19 protein-coding genes are annotated in these 17,650 nt (G+C 45.8%); 12 read left to right on the forward strand and 7 right to left on the reverse strand.

Annotated features, from left to right (window positions below):
• Window positions 1-14 precede the first annotated feature (14 nt).
• From BLV33_RS29515 to BLV33_RS24035, 7 genes are all read left to right on the forward strand, one after another.
• Window positions 15-170 carry a hypothetical protein gene (locus BLV33_RS29515; protein WP_171909275.1) on the forward strand — a complete coding sequence of 52 codons (156 nt, stop codon included), beginning with the start codon at window positions 15-17 and terminating at the stop codon, window positions 168-170.
• A 114-nt stretch (window positions 171-284) separates the two neighbouring features.
• A complete protein-coding gene (locus BLV33_RS24010) occupies window positions 285-1,874 on the forward strand; it encodes a glycosyltransferase family 4 protein (RefSeq protein WP_090797763.1) in 1,590 nt (529 codons plus the stop codon).
• Window positions 1,875-1,877: 3 nt separating this feature from the next.
• Complete coding sequence (gene wecB / locus BLV33_RS24015; RefSeq protein WP_090799186.1) at window positions 1,878-2,972, forward strand: non-hydrolyzing UDP-N-acetylglucosamine 2-epimerase; 1,095 nt, start codon at window positions 1,878-1,880, stop codon at window positions 2,970-2,972.
• Window positions 2,962-3,948 (forward strand): SDR family NAD(P)-dependent oxidoreductase, encoded by a 987-nt coding sequence (locus tag BLV33_RS24020; RefSeq protein WP_090797765.1) that lies wholly within the window; start codon window positions 2,962-2,964, stop codon window positions 3,946-3,948. Before wecB ends, BLV33_RS24020 begins: the two co-directional genes overlap by 11 nt.
• Window positions 3,945-4,772 carry a dTDP-4-dehydrorhamnose reductase family protein gene (locus BLV33_RS24025; protein ID WP_090797766.1) on the forward strand — a complete coding sequence of 276 codons (828 nt, stop codon included), beginning with the start codon at window positions 3,945-3,947 and terminating at the stop codon, window positions 4,770-4,772. The genes BLV33_RS24020 and BLV33_RS24025 overlap by 4 nt, the downstream gene beginning before the upstream one ends.
• Window positions 4,754-5,662, forward strand: coding sequence for an NAD-dependent epimerase/dehydratase family protein (locus BLV33_RS24030; RefSeq protein WP_253187151.1), 909 nt, complete (start codon window positions 4,754-4,756; stop codon window positions 5,660-5,662). Before BLV33_RS24025 ends, BLV33_RS24030 begins: the two co-directional genes overlap by 19 nt.
• A 26-nt stretch (window positions 5,663-5,688) precedes the next feature.
• A complete protein-coding gene (locus BLV33_RS24035; RefSeq protein WP_090797768.1) occupies window positions 5,689-6,426 on the forward strand; it encodes a glycosyltransferase family 2 protein in 738 nt (245 codons plus the stop codon).
• A gap of 146 nt (window positions 6,427-6,572) precedes the next feature.
• On the opposite strand, the gene BLV33_RS24040 is transcribed toward BLV33_RS24035, so the two are convergent.
• Together BLV33_RS24040 and BLV33_RS24045 are read right to left on the reverse strand one after the other, a co-directional pair.
• Complete coding sequence (locus tag BLV33_RS24040) at window positions 6,573-7,580, reverse strand: sugar phosphate nucleotidyltransferase (protein WP_090797769.1); 1,008 nt, start codon at window positions 7,578-7,580, stop codon at window positions 6,573-6,575.
• 227 nt (window positions 7,581-7,807) lie between these two features.
• Window positions 7,808-8,905, reverse strand: coding sequence for a hypothetical protein (locus BLV33_RS24045; RefSeq protein WP_090797771.1), 1,098 nt, complete (start codon window positions 8,903-8,905; stop codon window positions 7,808-7,810).
• A 341-nt stretch (window positions 8,906-9,246) separates the two neighbouring features.
• Here BLV33_RS24045 and BLV33_RS24050 point away from each other — a divergent pair, with 341 nt between their 5' ends.
• The 3 genes from BLV33_RS24050 to BLV33_RS24060 all read left to right on the forward strand — a co-directional run bounded on the left by BLV33_RS24050 (window position 9,247) and on the right by BLV33_RS24060 (window position 10,670).
• Entirely contained in the window at window positions 9,247-9,774 is a 528-nt protein-coding gene (locus BLV33_RS24050; RefSeq protein WP_090797772.1) for a PIG-L family deacetylase, read from the forward strand.
• 156 nt (window positions 9,775-9,930) lie between these two features.
• Window positions 9,931-10,080 carry a hypothetical protein gene (locus BLV33_RS29520; RefSeq protein ID WP_171909276.1) on the forward strand — a complete coding sequence of 50 codons (150 nt, stop codon included), beginning with the start codon at window positions 9,931-9,933 and terminating at the stop codon, window positions 10,078-10,080.
• 20 nt (window positions 10,081-10,100) lie between these two features.
• Window positions 10,101-10,670 carry a WIAG-tail domain gene (locus BLV33_RS24060; RefSeq protein WP_171909277.1) on the forward strand — a complete coding sequence of 190 codons (570 nt, stop codon included), beginning with the start codon at window positions 10,101-10,103 and terminating at the stop codon, window positions 10,668-10,670.
• A gap of 7 nt (window positions 10,671-10,677) precedes the next feature.
• On the opposite strand, the gene BLV33_RS29525 is transcribed toward BLV33_RS24060, so the two are convergent.
• Window positions 10,678-10,926, reverse strand: coding sequence for a hypothetical protein (locus tag BLV33_RS29525; protein ID WP_171908953.1), 249 nt, complete (start codon window positions 10,924-10,926; stop codon window positions 10,678-10,680).
• Here BLV33_RS29525 and BLV33_RS24065 point away from each other — a divergent pair.
• Both BLV33_RS24065 and BLV33_RS30250 read left to right on the forward strand, forming a co-directional pair.
• A complete protein-coding gene (locus BLV33_RS24065) occupies window positions 10,846-11,031 on the forward strand; it encodes a sugar phosphate nucleotidyltransferase (protein ID WP_090797775.1) in 186 nt (61 codons plus the stop codon). The genes BLV33_RS29525 and BLV33_RS24065 overlap by 81 nt on opposite strands.
• Window positions 11,032-12,043: 1,012 nt before the next feature.
• Complete coding sequence (locus BLV33_RS30250; RefSeq protein ID WP_253187268.1) at window positions 12,044-12,262, forward strand: transposase; 219 nt, start codon at window positions 12,044-12,046, stop codon at window positions 12,260-12,262.
• Here BLV33_RS30250 and BLV33_RS24075 read toward each other — a convergent pair.
• The 4 genes from BLV33_RS24075 to BLV33_RS24095 all read right to left on the reverse strand — a co-directional run bounded on the left by BLV33_RS24075 (window position 12,184) and on the right by BLV33_RS24095 (window position 17,575).
• Window positions 12,184-13,131 (reverse strand): glycosyltransferase, encoded by a 948-nt coding sequence (locus BLV33_RS24075; RefSeq protein ID WP_253187269.1) that lies wholly within the window; start codon window positions 13,129-13,131, stop codon window positions 12,184-12,186. The genes BLV33_RS30250 and BLV33_RS24075 overlap by 79 nt on opposite strands.
• A 526-nt stretch (window positions 13,132-13,657) precedes the next feature.
• Window positions 13,658-15,142 (reverse strand): IS5 family transposase, encoded by a 1,485-nt coding sequence (locus BLV33_RS24085; RefSeq protein ID WP_090791981.1) that lies wholly within the window; start codon window positions 15,140-15,142, stop codon window positions 13,658-13,660.
• 197 nt (window positions 15,143-15,339) lie between these two features.
• Window positions 15,340-16,425 (reverse strand): glycosyltransferase, encoded by a 1,086-nt coding sequence (locus tag BLV33_RS24090; RefSeq protein ID WP_171909279.1) that lies wholly within the window; start codon window positions 16,423-16,425, stop codon window positions 15,340-15,342.
• Window positions 16,418-17,575 (reverse strand): glycosyltransferase family 4 protein, encoded by a 1,158-nt coding sequence (locus BLV33_RS24095; protein ID WP_090797780.1) that lies wholly within the window; start codon window positions 17,573-17,575, stop codon window positions 16,418-16,420. Before BLV33_RS24095 ends, BLV33_RS24090 begins: the two co-directional genes overlap by 8 nt.
• Window positions 17,576-17,650: the final 75 nt, after the last annotated feature.

Here is a 17,650-nt window from a genome sequence, read left to right on the forward strand (position 1 = left end):
CGAGGAAGAAAAGTATGCTTTTAAAAAGTAGAAAATCCATTAAAAAGCCGCGGGTGCTGAGCAAACGGAGGAGAAGAGAGTTGTTTAATAAGGCGTTTAACCAAGCCTATGATCAAGGGTTCCATAAGGGATATGCCCAAGGGCTGGAAGATGCCGATAAGACCATATAGGCTCGAGAATGGGTACTGCTTCTTAAGATGTACAAATGACGGGGGTTTAATTGTCGTGCCCCGCGAGATACCGTCCTAATATACTGTACTACTGAGGTGAGGGGGCAAATCTCCATGAAATTGTTACTTTTTTCTCATTTATGCTCTCAAAGCCATATAACCGGAGCGGAAAAGCTGCTGTTGTTCATGGTGCAAGAGCTGAGATCTGATCACGAATGTGTCATGGTTGTACCCAACGAAGGCGTACTGTCAAAAGAAGCATCCCTCAGAGGAATTCGCGTGATTGTCATGTATTATCCTCTGCTGCTGTCGACCTACCAACCAGGCCCATGGCTTTTCGGTGACTTGCAAAGACTGCTGCAGGAGGATGCCTACCGTACTCTTGCGTCCTTGCTGCTTGCGGAAGAGCCGGATGCCGTTCTGGCCAATACTTGTGTCAACGCGCTTCCCGCAGCAGCAGCCAAAACACTCGGAATTCCCGTTGCATGGATGATTACGGAAACCATGATGGAGAACGAATATATCCATCTATCGGTAGATCTTATTGATCGTTATTCGGATTGGATAATCGGTATTTCCCGCAGCACCCTGCGCTTTTTCCAGCATGAAAAGCTTGGCCCCAAATTATGCACATTATTTCCTTCATGGCGAATGGATGAACTGAACACGGCGACGTGGCCCAGCCATCGCATCAACAAGCGGACGGAATGGGGTGTTGGCGAACAAGAGCAGGTAGTGGGATACGTTTCCTCGGATATTTATCCAAATAAGGGACTTGAACATTTTATCCAGATGAGTCTTGCAATTGGAAATGCGATGGAGCACGTTCATTTTTTCATTATCGGCAAGCCGACAGACCTTGGCTATTACGGGTATTGCCTGCAGTTGATCGAACAATCCGGCTTCGCTTCACGGTTTCATATCTCTCCGTTTGAGCAGCACATCGAGGGGTTCTATCCGGCTTTGGATGTGGCGGTCATTCCGAGTCTTTTAAATGAAGGGTTTGGCATGACGGCTCTTGAAGGCATGGTGTTTGCGAAGCCGGTGGTGGCTTATCGTTCCGGAGGCTTGGAGGAAATTTTAACCATGACAGGCAATGCCGCTTTTCTTGCAGAGAAAGGAAATACGAATGAATTAATAAGCAAGGTGCATAGGCTGCTTGAAAATCCGCAGCTCCGCAAGGAAGTGGGAGAACGAAACGGAGAAGAGGCTCAGCGGGTGTTTGGTATTGTACCTTACCGGGCAAGGCTGAAGGAATGGTTCCTTGCGATGAAGACCCATCAGAAAGCACCAGCTTCAGTTCTTCAAACCATGAATTCAACTGAGCTTCACGACCCCTCCTCCTTATTGATATGCGGCCAAGGTCCAACGGTATATTTACTCCATAGCGGCGTGCGGTATCCAATCCCATCCGAGTCTCGATTTAAAGCCTTGGGTTATTCCTTTGATAGAGTTTTTACGCTGCCTGATGATAAGCTTGACCATTTTGATCAAGGTCAACCCATAGCTGGATTAGAAGAACACGCCAAAGTCAGTAAAAAGCACAAGAGACGATCTTCACGCAAGCGCCGCAGAACGGTTATTAAGAAAAAGAAGCGACCCTTGCGTAAAAAATTTATTAAAACCAAGAAATCCACCAGGATCTCCAAACGTGTGAGCACGAAAGTGCGGAGCCGGATATCTGTGAAGAGAAGGGCGGGTTGAGTGATGAAAGTGATGACCATTCTTGGCACAAGACCTGAAATCATACGTCTCAGCTTGATTATTCCCTTGATGGATCAATTGGCGGAAAAGCATGTGCTCGTGCATACAGGGCAAAATTTTACTTACAGCTTAAGCGATGTATTCTTTGATCAGCTTCAGCTGCGTCAACCGGATTATACGCTTCGCTATGAGCAGCACTCGCTCGGAGCTCAGCTTTCCGTCATGTTCGGTGATGTGGAGAAGCTGCTGCTTCACGAAAAACCCGATAAGGTGCTGCTTCTCGGAGACACGAACAGTGCACTTTGCGCCATATTGGCTGAACGGTTAGGGTTCCCTGTCATCCATATGGAAGCGGGCAACCGCTGCTTCGATCTCGATGTGCCTGAGGAGAAAAACCGTAAAGTCATCGACGCCATTTCTTCGATCAACATGCCTTACACGAGGCAAAGCAAGGAAAACCTCCTGCGGGAAGGGGTTCCGTGCCATCGCATCGTCGTTACAGGCAATCCGATTTATGAAGTGCTTAAACATTATGAATCCCAAATCGAACAAAGCCAAATCCTGGAGCAGCTTGGACTCATCGCTAATCAATATTTTCTGGTAACCGCGCACCGGGCCGAAAATGTGGATGATTCTTTGCGTTTACAGGAAATTTGTGAAGGCTTGAACCGGGTGGCCGAACAGTTCGGACAAAGGATGATATGCAGCCTGCATCCGCGAACAAAGTCGAGAATCGCGTCTGCTGCCTCGCTCGTCCTTCATCCCCTCGTTGAACTGTATGAGCCTTTTGGCTTTTTCGATTTCGTGAAGCTCGAGAAGGAAGCGCGCTGCGCGATTACCGACAGCGGTACGGTTCAGGAGGAATGCTGTATCTTACGCATTCCGACCGTCACGATTCGCCAAAGCACGGAACGTCCGGAGACGGTGGAGTGCGGCAGCAACACAGTTTCCGGTGTCGATGCAGGGCAAATAGCCAAAGCGGTGCAACTGATGGTCCAGCTGGGCGCGAATTGGCAATGCCCACAGGGCTATGAGGACACAGATGTCTCATTTAAAGTGGTCAAATATGTTTTGGGAGGAAAACATCATGTTTCGTGATAGTGCGATTTTGGTTACAGGAGGAACCGGTTCATGGGGATACGAGCTTGTGCGGCAGCTGCTCAAGACTAAGCCGAAGAAAATTGTCATTTTTTCCAGAAACGAATCCAGCCAAGTCGCCATGAAGCGTGAGTTTGAGGATGAAAGACTGATATTTTGCATCGGGGATGTAAGGGATAAGGATGCGCTCATCAAAGCTTGCCAGGGCATCGAATATGTGTTTCATCTAGCAGCGTTAAAGCACGTTCCTGTCTGTGAGGACCATCCCAACGAAGCATTAAAAACGAATGTGATCGGTACACAAAACTTGATTGAAGCAGCCATTGAAAACAAGGTGAAGAAGGTTATTAATATTTCCACGGATAAAGCAGCCAATCCCTCGAACTTTTACGGGATGACCAAGGCCATAGGGGAGAAGCTGATTGTTCTCGCCAACCGGATGCATACCGATACCAAGTTCGTCTGCGTGAGAAGCGGCAATGTGCTGGGCTCCAACGGCAGTGTTGTCCATTTGTTTATGAATCAAATCAAGCTCAAGAATCAAATCGGCATTACACACATGGAGATGACGCGCTTTTTTCTTACTTTGCAAGATGCCGTCCAATTGCTGCTGCGAGGAGCAGAGGAAAGCAATGGCGGAGAGATTTTTGTCATGAAGATGCCGACCTGCAAAATTGTCGATTTAGCTGAGGTATTAAAGGAAGCTATGGGCAAAGAGGATGTCCAAATTGTGGAGCTGGGTGTTCGGCCGGGAGAGAAGATTCACGAAATTCTATATTCCGATTATGAGAGCCAATCTATGTACATTTACGATAAAGACTATCTGGTTATTTTGCCAACCATTGAGATCCCGCTTCTGAGTCAGGTCTATGCATCCTGCCTGCCCGTGCAAGAAGAAATTTATTCTTCCCGGGACTCCTTGATGACGAAGGATGAAATTAAAAAAATGCTGATTATGGGCGGTTTTATCTCATGAGACTATTAATCCTTGGCGGGAATGGTATGGCTGGGCATATGCTGGTGGATTATTTTCGAAAAAGCTCCAATTACTCGGTTTTTTACTCCGTTAGAGATCGAAGCAGCATTCATGGATTAGTTGTAGACGCCAGGGATTCCGTACAAGTAGAAAAAATGATCGATGTCGTTGCACCCGATGTGATCATCAATGCTATCGGAATATTAAATGACCGTGCCGAGCGTAATGAGCTTGACGCCTTTTTGCTCAACGGGCTGTTTCCTCATCAGGTAAAAAGAATGGCGGATAAGGCCGGGAGCCGGTTCATTCATATCAGCTCCGATTGCGTCTTCTCCGGCGAGCTCGGCGGACATAGGGAAGATGATGTGCCTGACGGGCATACCACATATGCCCGCACCAAGGTACTTGGTGAAATCAAGGCCGAACGGCATTTGACGATCCGCACCTCGATTGTCGGTCCGGAAATCCGCGAGCAGGGAATCGGCTTGATGGATTGGTTTTTACGGCAGCAGGGCACCGTTAAAGGCTATCGGTTTGCGATTTGGAACGGAGTGACCACACTGGAGCTGGCCAAAGCGATACACCATATCATCGAGAGCCCGCTGTCCGGATTGCTGCATCTGACCGCTCCTGAATCCATCAGCAAGCTGGAGCTGCTTCTATTGTTTCAGCGTACTTTTAATAAGGAGGATGTGAAGATCGTTCCTGACGATGCGATTCGGCTGGATAGGACTCTGCTTCATACGCGGAAGGACTTCTTCTATGAGGTTCCCAGGTACGGCCGCATGTTGTCGGAGTTAAGGGAATGGATGAGAAACCGATGAAGCGGGGGACCATTCTGATAACCGGCGCGGGAGGCTTTACGGGCAGGCATGCCTGTGAGCAATTCAGCCGTTCTGGCTACGAGATCATTGCCGTCGTCCGAACAAAGCCCGAGGTTGCTCCCATTGGCTCACTTGCCGTATGCGATCTCACGGATCCTGAGCAAATCAACCATTTAATTGATCTGGCTAAGCCTGATTATGTGCTGCATCTGTCTGGAAGAAACAGCGTGCCGGAATCCTGGTTAAATCCGGTCGCTTATTTGGAAGCCAATATGCTCGCTACCCTTTATCTCTTGAATGCACTGCGGCCATTTCCCGATTGCCGAATTGTGATAGCCGGCTCCATGCTCAATTTCCCTCTTTCCGAAGATCCGCGCCCACCTCATCCTTACAGCCTAAGCAAAACCATGCAGGTATTTTTTACTAAATCGTGGCAGTATTTGTTCGATCAACAAATCCTTATTGCCCAGCCATCTAATTTAATCGGGCCCGGATTTTCAAACGGAGTTTGCGGGTTGCTGGCAAGAAAAATTGCCGCCCTTGAAAAGGGGATGGACGCGTCACCTTTTAAACTGTCCTCGCTCGTCGAGCGGAGAGATTATGTCGATGTTCGGGATGCCGTTGCCGCTTATGAGCGGGTCCTATTCCATGGAACACCTGGAAAGGTGTACTCGATTGGAACCGGCGCCACGAGTTCCTTAGAGGAGATGGTGAACGTATACGGAACCTTGACGGTTTGTTCTTTGCCTATTGAGATTGGCCAATCCGCGATTCCGAAGCAGCCTCATACTGTAGACATGGAACCCATGCGGAGTCTTGGGTGGACACCGGACATTCCCTTTAAGCAATCACTTAGCGATACATTGCAATTTTATCGAGATCAATCCTAGAACATGCAGCGGGAGTTGAATGTTGTATGATGCCAAAAGTGTCGATCGTCATCCCTTTTTACAACTGCCCCTATGTGGATCAGGCAATTGCCAGCGCGTTGGCACAGACGTATCCGAATGTAGAAGTCATTGTCGTGGATGATGGTTCCAATCAGCACTCGGAGCGAATTGTTCCTTTTTTGGACCGCACTCATTATATAGGCAAAGCTAACGGGGGTACAGCCAGCGCTCTGAACTGCGGAATCCACATGGCTTCCGGTGAATATGTAGCATGGCTTAGCTCTGACGATCTTTTTAAACCGAACAAGCTGGCTGTACAGATTCCTTTCATGCAAGAGAACGAGGCTCTGATCAGCTACACGCCCTTCGACAAAATTGACGGGACAGGCCAACTGCTGCAGTCTTCCATTGCTGTACGGTTTCCGAACCAAGCTGAGTTAATCCGCTCCTTTTTGGATGGTGATGCCATTAATGGATGTACCGTTGTGATGAAAAAGGAGCTTTGTGCCCAAGTGGGCATGTTTAACGAGAAACTCAACTACACGCACGATTATGATTTATGGATGCGAGTCGCGCTCGCTGGAATCCCGATTCATTTTCTTGACGAGTCGCTCATCATGTACCGCTGGCATGACCAAATGGGGACGCTGAAGCATAGTAAAGTGATTAAGCTCGAGACGCGATCGACCCGTAAACGATATTGCAAGCAGCTGAAGGGTTTGGTGAAACGATGGGAGGCTAGTCCTTGGCTTCCACCCCTTTGATGCACAAAAAGGTCTCTTCCCTAGAGCAGATTCAAATCTGCATTAAGGAAGAGACTTTTTTTTGTAGAATATCAGATCACGAGATGAACAGACGCCTCGTCCACCTACATGTGGAAGTCAGGGGGGGATCACAATTCAGGGCACCCCTAATTCTTATGAAATGACACCATTGAATCATTGCCTAAAAGAACACTGGTTGATCTTGTAGAACCTGGTTCAAACCTGCTGTTTTTTCCGAAGATACTCCTGGACATCGTTAACCCGGAAAGGTCGAGATAGGCATTTTCGAGGCAAATGCTGTTGGTTAACGTGCCATTTAACACTGTACACCTGTCAGCTATGGAAACATTGGGCCCGATGGACACATTTTTCAAAATACATCCATTTCCGATAAGTACAGGCCCGTTCAAGGTACAGTTTTCCAGTACAGTCCCGTTGCCAATCTTCTCTGTTGTTGCGGACAACAGCTTTTCATTAGCCTCCAACCATCGTTCCGGCGTGCCAATGTCAAAAAAAGGGCGCTTTGTAATACAGTAAGCAAGTTTGAGTCCACTGGAGATCATTTGCTGCATAGCATCTGTTATCTCATATTCCCCTCTGGAGGAAGGGGAAATACACCTTATAGCATCGAACACTCTGCTGCTGAAGGCATACATTCCAATGATTGCCAAATTACTTTTTGGATTATCCGGCTTTTCCTCCAACCGGACTATAAGGTTGTCTGATATTACTGCGACGCCGAACTCTTTCGGATTATCAACGGGAGAAAGCATCATTGCTCCGTCATGTTCGGCAAAAGCCTCTAGCAGCTCCTGAACAGGTACCGTAATGAGGTTATCCCCAAGTATCAGGATAAAAGGATCTTCCCCCAAAAACTCCTCAGCAGAAAGCAAGGCGTTGGCGATGCCTAACGGCGCGGTCTGATACAAAAACGTCACCTGTACGGATCGGGGTATTTTCGCTAAGTACTCAATTATAGGCTTTTGGTCAGGCCTAACAACGATACCAATATCCGTTATTCCGCTTTCCTCCAACAATTGAATGCATTGAATCAAAATAGGCTGGTTGAGAACAGGCAGCAGCGTTTTCGGAAGCGAATGGGTAAATGGCCGAAGCCGCTTGCCTTTTCCAGCACAGAGAATGAGACCCTTCATTTTTTCTTATTCATCCTTTCCTCCGTGGAGTAAAGATTTGGGATATAAGCCGGACGCCCCCTACTAGATATAGGGTCCAAGCCATTTCCAGCTATGGCCGTCATCCCTGACAAAATAACGGTATCCATCATTCGTTTTGACAACTGCCGTCAATTGGTTCGAATTATTTTCCACTAGAATGACTTCGTTATAAATGTCTTTACCGAATGCTGCTGGCCCGGTCCAGGTCAAATCAGAATGATGGTTGTTTCTCCACCAGTGACCCAAACCCCTTTCTTCAAGGGCGCTAACACCTCGAAATTTCCGTGCGAACTCTCAATAATTACAGGCGTTCCTTTCACACCGTCCGCAAATGCTGGTGACTTGAACCATTCGCCGCTTTTTTCATCCCTCCAATAATGGATAAGGTTGTTTCCAACTCTGCATATCAGTTCGATATTTCCGTAATGGGTCTCGAGCGCGGTGAACGCCTCTACTTTGTCGCTGCCGAACGTATACGGGCCGTACAAATAACTTTTATCGCTGCTATTCTCGGATCTCCAATACGAAATCCCTTTCTCCAGAGAAGCGCTCAGCCATTCTACTGTTTTTCCGGTGCTTTTTTTCCTGCGGATAAAAAACGGCATATCCCCGATATAAGTATCGAGAAAGTATTTTTGTGCTTCTGCATTGTATTGTATTTGCTGTTTGAGAGCGCTTCGTACAAAAACGCGCGTTTCGTCCTTTATGTCTCTCGGTACCGGGTGAAGCAGATAACACTCTTTGTTCCGGTGCAGCTGACCTAAGGTTTCGTCCAATGGGAAATACGGTCGGTAGCGTATGGAATTTCCGGTTGACTTCGGATAAGCATTAAGCTTGAAACCAAAGCGCTCCGTCATTGTGACGTAGGCAACTTCATCTATTCCGAAAGCTTTTGTCTTTTTTAGTTTCGATTTGAGATCATCGTATCGTTTGCTTTTCAAAAAACGACGGACTAGACGTCTGCTGAACACCTGTCCCACATTGAAGGATTCGTAGAATGGCTTCTCTCCAAATATCGATTTCCACAAATGATATTCCTCGCGTACCTGATTGCCAATGAAAGAATCATTGTGTGAAATTTTGGTGTCAACTCCCATATAATCTCTGTTTTTCATTTGCTCCGCAATAAATTCCTCAAAGCCTTCTCTGACAAATAGAGTATCCGAATCAAGATTAATTAAATAGTCGAAGTCGTATTCTATGTCCCCCAGCCATCTCATCGTTTCCAGTAAATAGATGGCCGTTACACCGTATTTCAATTTTCGGCTGGTAGGACAGACGGGAACTCCCACATTTTTGCACAATCCTGAGTCGTCGCCTCCGTTGTACAAAACGACAGAACTATTGGGACAATAGCACCTGATGTTATCCAACAGATCCAAAACGACATTTAACTTGTTGTGAACTAGCACAGCGAAACATATTTTTGTTGGGCGATTAGTTGATTCTTCCACAGTAGAGCACCTCTTTATTCATTCATATGCTATTTATCATATGCGAGGTTTATTGAGAGGATTAGGCTAATCATAGAATGGGTTGAAAAAAATCATTGGGATATGTTCCTGTACCTTTCGCCGAACGCCGCTCAGACATAGTTTGAAGAAGAACATAAAAGCCGGAGTTTGAGAAGAAGAGGCGGTGCGTAATGTTTGATAAAATGATGGTTGTCGCCCATCCTGACGACGAATCTATTTTTGGGGGGGCGGCTTTGATAAGAGAAAAAGGCTGGAAGGTCATATGTTTGACCAACGGTAATAACGAAACCAGATCTTCCGAATTTCTCAGGGCAATGAGAAGGGTAGGGGCCTCATGTGAAATATGGGACTACTTGGATAAATATGAGGGAAGTTTTGACGCAGAACAAGTAGGAAAGGATTTGGAGAAGGTTATAACTAAACACCGGTTTCATCGCATTGTCACCCATAATCTTCGCGGGGAGTACGGGCACAGCCAGCACAAATCGCTCTCAAAAATATTGCATGACCGGGGAATTGAGAATTTGTATGTGTTCGATAAATCGAACGATATACTGCCGTTCCCACTGCTGCGGGACAAATTAATTCTATTGTCGGTTTATCAAAGTCAGATGTACGTCATAGAGCAATTGATGCCGTATATATTATACGAACGGATCGTGCCGTTCAAAGAGTCTACTTTATTATCATCTGAATAAGAGGGTGAACCTTCATGAAAATCGTTCAGGTTGTCCCCAATATTATTCCGATTCCCGGCAGCGGTGGAATTGAAAGGGTTGCGTGGCAATAAGTTGGCCAACGGTACTATCCGCAGCGAACACCTGGCGGACAACTCGATTAGTGGAACGAAGCTAATGACAGGTAGTGTCGACGCGAGCAAACTGGCGTACAGCTCAGTGTATGGTGAACATCTTGCGTTGGGTTCAGTCAACTCATCAAAGTTGGTGGCTGGCAGCGTGGATGGCAGCAAGCTGGCGAGTGGAGTTGTAAGCGCGAGCATATAGCGGATGGTGCGGTAAGTGGTGTGAAGCTCGCGGCAGGCAGTGTGGACGGCAGTAAGCTGGCAACTGGTGCTGTGAATACCGATCATCTGGCGGACGGCAGCATAGACTGCAGTAAGTTAGCGATTGGATCCGTAAAAAGCGAACATCTAGCAGACGGTACGATTAGCGGTAACAAGCTGATCGTGGGAAGTATTGACGGCAGTAAGCTGGCTATCGGCTCTGTGTACGGTGAGCACCTTGCTCTTGGTTCGATCAGCGGCTCCAAGCTTACGGAAGGAAGTGTGGATGAGAGCAAGTTGTCATTCCAGACGATACAGCTTCCGGCTTCGAGGTCGAATACGGTTCAACAATTCGGTCTTGCTTCATTTGAATTCAAAGTGCAGGACGAATTCGTCGACGTGCAGATTTATTTCGATGATGCCTTCGCCGATTTGAATTATGTATTAATCGCCACGACTAACCATACGGCTTGTTATGCGGTCGTCAAACAAAAGTCGACGAACTACGCGATCTTGTCTGTCGTTCGTACACGATTCTCAGCAGAAATCTACGGTATCATCAACTGGATAGCTATGGGGACAAAAGCATAACACATTATCAAACAGGCAGGATCGCGCAAAGCAACTGATCCTGCTTTTTGCTGTGGCCATGGAACCATTTTTCACGTTGATCGTTATTTGTCCATGTTTTGATTAGGTGCTGAGCAGAATGAAGGAGGATTTTTAGATTCTGCGAAGGAGATGGGTCTCTGATGAAAGTGGTGTTATGGCCGGAGGTAAAGGATTGCTGTTTTGGCCAAGAAGTGTAGAAACCAAGCCCAAGCAATTCTTGGCGCTGACTTCCCACGATAGCATGCTCCAGCAGACGTATAACCGATTTCGCAAGAATATAGACGCTGCTGATATTTATGTAGTCGCAGGATTATCCTATTTACCTTTAATTCGTGAGTAACTACTACGCAATTCTCGGTGGATTACGCCATTCTGGAAAAGGCGGAGTTCGTGTATACTGGGACGACATCGGCACCTGGGCGGCATTGGAGCATCCACGTGATGATCAGGGGAATCTACTATTCGGAAACGCGGACTTCGCTATCTTGTCTATCGTACGTACGTTACGCGATTCTCAGCAGAAATTTATGAAATCATCAACTGGATCGCTATGGGGACAAAAGCATAATTGGTTTTCAAGCAGGATTGTGACGAGCGCTTGATCCTGCTTTTTGCTGTGTACAGTGGAATAACCGACATACTATGCTTATTCTCAAGTTTTGAAGATATGCTAATGGATCTTTCCTAAACTATCTTCTAAGTACCGTTCTCATTTAGTCGATTGTCCCAGTGTTCCTTCTATTGTTTGTAATTCTCAAATGAATCAAGACTTACATGTTCGTCAAGTCTTCTTGTTGTATTGCATCATCAACAAGAACTACCTACTCTCCTATGCGAATTATGTATGAACGAAACCCTAGACTTCATTTGGTCGTGAGAGGAGAATTTAACAATAAAGAAGAGCACCCTTCATCTTGCCCGGAAGACAAGTTGAAGGGCGTTTCTTCTTTTGGATATTTTTATTAGGAATTGTAAGCATTTTCCGAGATTTCATTCAAATCTTCGTGAAGAACGGTAGAGCCTTCCAGAAAATCATTTTCAGCATTATTTAATCCGAAACTATTCATAATGATACTGCGTTTTTTGGAAGAGATTTGGTAGCGAATTTCATAAGCAGTTGCGACAGAAATACCTGCGTTAGCAACTACTGTAGCGTTTGGAGCAACTGTGAAAGGTGAACCAGCGACAGGGATAAATGAATTAGTTGTCCAGTTTTTGACTAAAACAGTAATTACTTGTGAATCGCTCCCTATTTAACTCAAATGAGCTACTCTGTCGCTAGCTTTAGACGGTAAGCCCGCCATGTCTGTCGAGGAAGCATTTTCCATCACAAGCAACGAGTACGAGAAAAACTGCGAAGTGAGGAGGGTTATGCGCTTTCGGTTCGGCGCATGATTGAGCCGGAGAGTGTTTTCGGGCAAATTAAAAACAACCGGGTATTCCGGCACTTCCTGCTTCGTGGCTTACCGAAAGTGAGCCTAGAGGTCGGGATTCAGAAAAGTTTTCCGCTTTTGGGACAGCCTCCTTTGAGTTGCATTTCTATTTTATGTGCGGAAAGGTCGTACTGGTGAGAAAAGGGCCTGTTTTTATGGTAAATCGCTCCACCCAATAATTTGTCCTTAAAAAGATGGTCATAGTATTGTTCCTGAACATGGATTTGCTTGTTTAAATTAAAATCTTTTTTAACCTTTTGCCTAGCCTGTTTCGCGTATTTCTTACCTTGTTTTGGATTTTTAAGAAGTGTAATAATAGCTTCGGCTAAGGCTTTGTCATCTTCCTCCTTCACTAGAATGCCGCTTCTATTATGTTCAATCAATTCGGGGATACCGGCATGATATGTTGATACCACTGGGACCCCGCAAGACATGGCTTCTTTCAATACGTTAGGAATTCCCTCGACTGCGCCTTTACTGGTAGTATAGCTTGGCAAACAAAACAGGTCAGCATGATGGAGCTCTTTCACAATATCACCATTTTTTATTTCTGTTATCAATTCTATCGATGTGTCTAAATTGTATTTTTTAATTTGTCTGGAAAGTTTTTCCTTCCGCGTCGGCCTCCCTTTTCCAATAATAACCAATTTAGCTTTTGGAAATTTTTTATGAACTTTACGAAATGCCTGAATTAATATAGGGAAGCCTTTCTTCTCTACTAGACGACCAACAGTCAGAATTCGAAAAGTATGATTCTTATTGGGTTTCCAACTTCGAAAGGTAAACTTATCAATATCTATACCGCAATATAGAACCTTTAATTTTTCTTTTTGAAAACCTAACTTCATTAACTCTCCTTTGAAGAATTCGCAGACAGGCAAAAACAAACTGCCATGTTCAATGAGTTCTTGATATTTTATCTGATTCTTCTCGAATGATGTATTGTGTGCCGATGCATCATTTCCTCGAAAACTCACGATAAGCGGAATCTTATAAAGAATCGCCACCGGCAAAATTTTAGTTGCATCCCCCTCCGTGAGCATGGATTGCCTTTATATTTTGTGTCTTAATAAATGTAGGCCAATCTGTTATATCCCCCAAATAGAAATATTTATAAGGATACTCTTGTTCGGAATTTCGTTGAGCGAACTCCCCAAGTACGATCGAACGATATTTTGTAAGATTGGTAATTTGACGGTACTTAAAATCCTGGTTGACCTTTATATCTCTAGATAGAAAATGAGCAATTGTCTTTTCCATACTAATTCCTTTCAACTATATTTTTTTCAAGAGATACTTTGCCGTTTCTGTAAACACTGGGAAGCTGCGGTATCTATTAAGGGTTTTCCCCCAGTATCATGGATTGGATGCAAAGCATTTACAAGCCTATCTCGATGAATTCTGCTATCACTTTAATCGCCGTACTGTCAAAAGCGAACTATTCAATAGGCTCATTCAATGTTGTGTTTCCACAGCTGTCATTACCTATGCTAGCTGGATGATCATAATTAGGGCTTGCTGAACGGGTCGCAATTACAGCGATAAAGCGAAGCGGTCGGCAAGTCTGGATAACAGCCATTGCAAAATAGGCAAAAAGAGAACCCGTAGTCTCTTTTCCAGATTCATGACCAGCAGTTGCAGCCCGATTACTGTCTCACTGGTCGTCTGAAGGTGCGCTCGAATACGGCCAAGCCCGTAACTGCGCTTGCCTTCTCCGAACTTGCCTTCAACCGCATTGCGTGCAGAGGCATCCGCTTTGGCGATCCGTTTTTGCTCCTGTTGGTCAACTGAAGGGCGTCCGAGCTGCGGTCCGCTAAGACGAATCCCTTTCTCCTTACAGTAGCGCAGATTCTCACGGGTGCGGTAAATCTGATCGGCCAGCACTGCCTTGGGATAGAATCCAAAGCGGACACGGTAAGCTTCCACGGAAGCTTGCAACGTGATGCCTTCATTGTAGTTGTCCCAAGAAAGCTGCTCACGGAACGCATAACCTTTCACCACGCTGATCGCAAGCTTCGCGCCGAATTCAACGTTTGCTTTGGCTTTGCCGCGTACGATGGGACGGACATGCGGCTGCGAGATACTGACGATCCGATCCGGTGTGCTGTGCGTATGGGAACTGTACATTTCTTGCTGCTGACGATACAGTTCCTGAATGACCATCAGTTCCTTGTACTGCCTGCGCGAGAGCAGGGCCAAGTCGCCGTTTGCAGCAAGCTTAGTCACAATCCGTAGATCGCGGGCGACAAACCGCAATTGTCTGCCTACCGCTTTCCTCATCGTTCGCGGCTTCACGCGCCGCTGCTTGGCAATGGTCAAATACGCTTTTCGGGCGCGCTCGCGGTAGGTTCGCGGCTTTGGTGACTTTCCTCGCTCCGGCTCATGGAGGGTGTCGATGATGTTCTCCAGCTTTTCTCTTGCCTGGTTTAACAGCGACAAGTCCGTCGGGTACGCAATATCTGCCGGCGCACAGGTCGCATCGAGGAGCAACTCGCCTTCGTTGGTAAGCTCCATCTGCTCTGGCGGCTTCTCTGCTGGGTCGCTGACCGCAGGGGAACCTCCGCCTTTGTGATCGTCATCGTCTGACGGGTCTTGAGACTCGCTGCTTTTACGCGATTCTTCGAGCGCGATCCACTCATTCACTTCGTGGATGATGTCACCGCCCAACCGTTTGCGGAAATGCGTCATAAGCGAATCATGAAAGGGACGGCGATATTGGTATTCCGGAAGACCCAAGAAGTACTGCAGATACGGATTCTCCAGAATCTGCCGCAGTGTCTCCCGATCGTCGGTGCCAAGTCGTTCTTGAATGATGAGAGCCCCAAGTGCGACGCGGATCGAGACGGCTTTTTGTCCCTTTAGGCTTCGTTTGAAGTTCCGAGCGTATTTCTCTTCAATCTTCCACCACGGGATTATCTGGGCTAGAAGTACCCAACGGTTATCTTCCGACAGTTCCCCACCGAACGGTAGGAAGAAATCCCCCGGCAGGATCATTTGGCCTTCTGTTCGCTGATACATTCTGTTCGCCTCCATGTGCACGGTTTTTGACGGGGTATCGCCCGTTTTCCATACACTTAACTTCGACAAAAGAGGCGCTAAACCCTTGTTATTACTGACTTTTTGTTTCGTTCAGCAAGCCCTAATTATTAATATATAAAATTCGATAATAAAGAGGGTGTCTGTGGAACTCCACCAGTTAGACACCCTCTAATTCCTTATGACCGCTGTTGGAATTTGGTTATGACTTCCTTATACAGAGCAGCTTGGAAAGAGAGTTGAATGTTCAGATTAAAGTTTTTTTCAATCCTTTTTCTCGCGTCTTTTCCCCACCGCACCCAATTCTGGGGCTCTTGAATCATCTGCTCCAGAGCCGTTACTAATTGGCCAACATTTCTCTCCTTTACCAAAATCCCTTCTTTACCGTCGGTGATCAACTCAGGAATTCCGGCATGTTTAGTTGATACGACAGGGGCTCCGGTTGCCATTGCTTCCTTTAAAACATTTGGAATCCCCTCTTCGTCACCGTTTTTCGATTGTACAGAAGGCAGACAAAATAGATGGGCACTATGCATTTCCTCAACAATCTGACGATGGTCTATAAAATTTTCAATGATTACGACATTTTGCAGTCGATTGCGTTTGATGATATTTTGTACTTCTTCAGATACAGGTCCGGTTCTTCCAATAATCTTAAGCTCCGTCTGCGGATAGGACTGATTAACCTTAGCAAAGGCCTCCAATAAATAGCGAAACCCTTTCTTCTCCACAAATCGACCTACAGAGAGAATTCGAATCCGTCCTTCACTTGGCTTGGTACGCGGGCGAAAATGAAAAAGATCCACGTCCACACCGCCATATAAGACCTGGATCTTTTTCTCAGGACAGCCCGATCGAATCAAACGATTAGCTAGATAGTGGCATACAGGTAGAAACAACTCTCCATTTGTATATAGCTTTTGAAGCTTTTTCTGGTTATTCTCATTTCTTATATAGCTGGTTGCATCTAATCCACGGAAGCTTGTAATCAAAGGGATCCCTAGACTCTTCTTGAAAGGAAGTAGCTTCATGGCCAACTGTCCGTAATGGGCATGAATTGCCTTCACGTTCTGCTGCCGTATGAAAGCAGGAAAATCAAAAATATCTGGGTAATGAACCACATCCTTGAACAAAAAACGGAATTGAGGATCAGTGGGCTTCTTTTTATCAGTCATATACACGTAATCGAACCCGGGAACCGATTTGACATGGGGAGTACTGTGATCACTAATGAGGGCATATTTATAATGCAGGATCTTATCCAATGTTCTCTCCCTTTCTAACGATATTTGTATAAATCTCCTCCCATTGTTCTGCCGTTTGGGCATATTGGAAGTGGCTCTCCACGGTTGCTCTTCCATTCCAGCTAAGCCGATCCGCTTCCTCAGGACGGGAAAGTACTAAATCAATTGCTTTTGCAAAGGCCTTTGGATTTTGAAAATCACGGAGTACTAAGCCATTGTAACCATCCTTAATGATTTCCGGTATTCCTCCCCGATGTGTGGTGATGATAGGAACTCCCGCTGCCATTGCTTCATAATGAATTCTTCCCGCAGGCTCGTTCCACTGGGAACTGCATACAAACACATCAGCCATCAAATAATAATAAGGAATCTCCTGTGCAGGGATATATTTGGTGAAAATGACTTTCTTCTTTAGGGGCTTCGCCATCTTATAAAGAGAGCGAATGTAGTCTGTCATTCGATCGTCACTGTAAAATCTTCCGCCTGATATAACAAGCACAGCATTTTTATGCTTTTGGAGCACGGTATCCATAGCCTTAATTAATAAATGGGGACCTTTCTTCTCGATAAGCCTGCCTGCAAAAAAAATAACTCTTTGGTCCGGATCAATCCTATACTTCATTCTAAACTCATTTCGAAGAACATGTGCTCTTGGATCCCAACGAGGTATATAATCACTTAAATTGACTCCGGAATAAACAGTTACTAATTTTTTCTCAGCTTCGGGGAATCGACTCTTTACGGTTTTATTCAAATAATTGCTGATTGTAATAATCTTTTGAACGGATTTAATTGACTTTTTTGCCAGATTTCTAGAGATTGATTTCTCCGAAAAACGTTCATTATGAAGACTAAGAACGAATTGGCTTTGTGGTGCCGCCTCTTTCAATGCGGGAACTTGATCAGGACGATTTAGCACATGAATCAAGTCAAAATTTTCGTTAGAAATGATCTTTGCGACTTCTTTAAAATATGATTTGGGGGATAGGCGAATGTATTCTACTGCATCCCGTTTTTCCTTTTGCGGGAGTGTCGGGTCTGTAATAGAAATAATCGTGATTTGATGTTTTTCACTGAGATACGGCAGCACCCCGTCTATCAGAAGTTGGATCGCTCCCCCCCTAATGGCTGGACTCGGCAATTGCCGGTTAAAAACGTACGCCAGTTTCATTCTTTCACTCCCTCGTAGGATTGTTTGCAATTCCGCTCATTCCCATATCGCTGCTCCAACTGCTTCATCCGCGCA

This window comes from Paenibacillus sp. GP183 (assembly GCF_900104695.1).
In the GTDB taxonomy this organism is placed as follows: domain Bacteria; phylum Bacillota; class Bacilli; order Paenibacillales; family NBRC-103111; genus Paenibacillus_AI.

Coding starts and splice junctions, on each gene's coding strand:
- BLV33_RS29515 (WP_171909275.1), top strand. CDS start 15: ATGCTTTTAAAAAGTAGAAAATCCATTAAAAAGCCGCGGGTGCTGAGC.
- BLV33_RS24010 (WP_090797763.1), top strand. CDS start 285: ATGAAATTGTTACTTTTTTCTCATTTATGCTCTCAAAGCCATATAACC.
- wecB (WP_090799186.1), top strand. CDS start 1,878: ATGAAAGTGATGACCATTCTTGGCACAAGACCTGAAATCATACGTCTC.
- BLV33_RS24020 (WP_090797765.1), top strand. CDS start 2,962: ATGTTTCGTGATAGTGCGATTTTGGTTACAGGAGGAACCGGTTCATGG.
- BLV33_RS24025 (WP_090797766.1), top strand. CDS start 3,945: ATGAGACTATTAATCCTTGGCGGGAATGGTATGGCTGGGCATATGCTG.
- BLV33_RS24030 (WP_253187151.1), top strand. CDS start 4,754: ATGGATGAGAAACCGATGAAGCGGGGGACCATTCTGATAACCGGCGCG.
- BLV33_RS24035 (WP_090797768.1), top strand. CDS start 5,689: ATGATGCCAAAAGTGTCGATCGTCATCCCTTTTTACAACTGCCCCTAT.
- BLV33_RS24040 (WP_090797769.1), bottom strand. CDS start 7,580: ATGAAGGGTCTCATTCTCTGTGCTGGAAAAGGCAAGCGGCTTCGGCCA.
- BLV33_RS24050 (WP_090797772.1), top strand. CDS start 9,247: ATGTTTGATAAAATGATGGTTGTCGCCCATCCTGACGACGAATCTATT.
- BLV33_RS29520 (WP_171909276.1), top strand. CDS start 9,931: ATGACAGGTAGTGTCGACGCGAGCAAACTGGCGTACAGCTCAGTGTAT.
- BLV33_RS24065 (WP_090797775.1), top strand. CDS start 10,846: ATGGCCGGAGGTAAAGGATTGCTGTTTTGGCCAAGAAGTGTAGAAACC.
- BLV33_RS24085 (WP_090791981.1), bottom strand. CDS start 15,142: ATGTATCAGCGAACAGAAGGCCAAATGATCCTGCCGGGGGATTTCTTC.
- BLV33_RS24095 (WP_090797780.1), bottom strand. CDS start 17,575: ATGAAACTGGCGTACGTTTTTAACCGGCAATTGCCGAGTCCAGCCATT.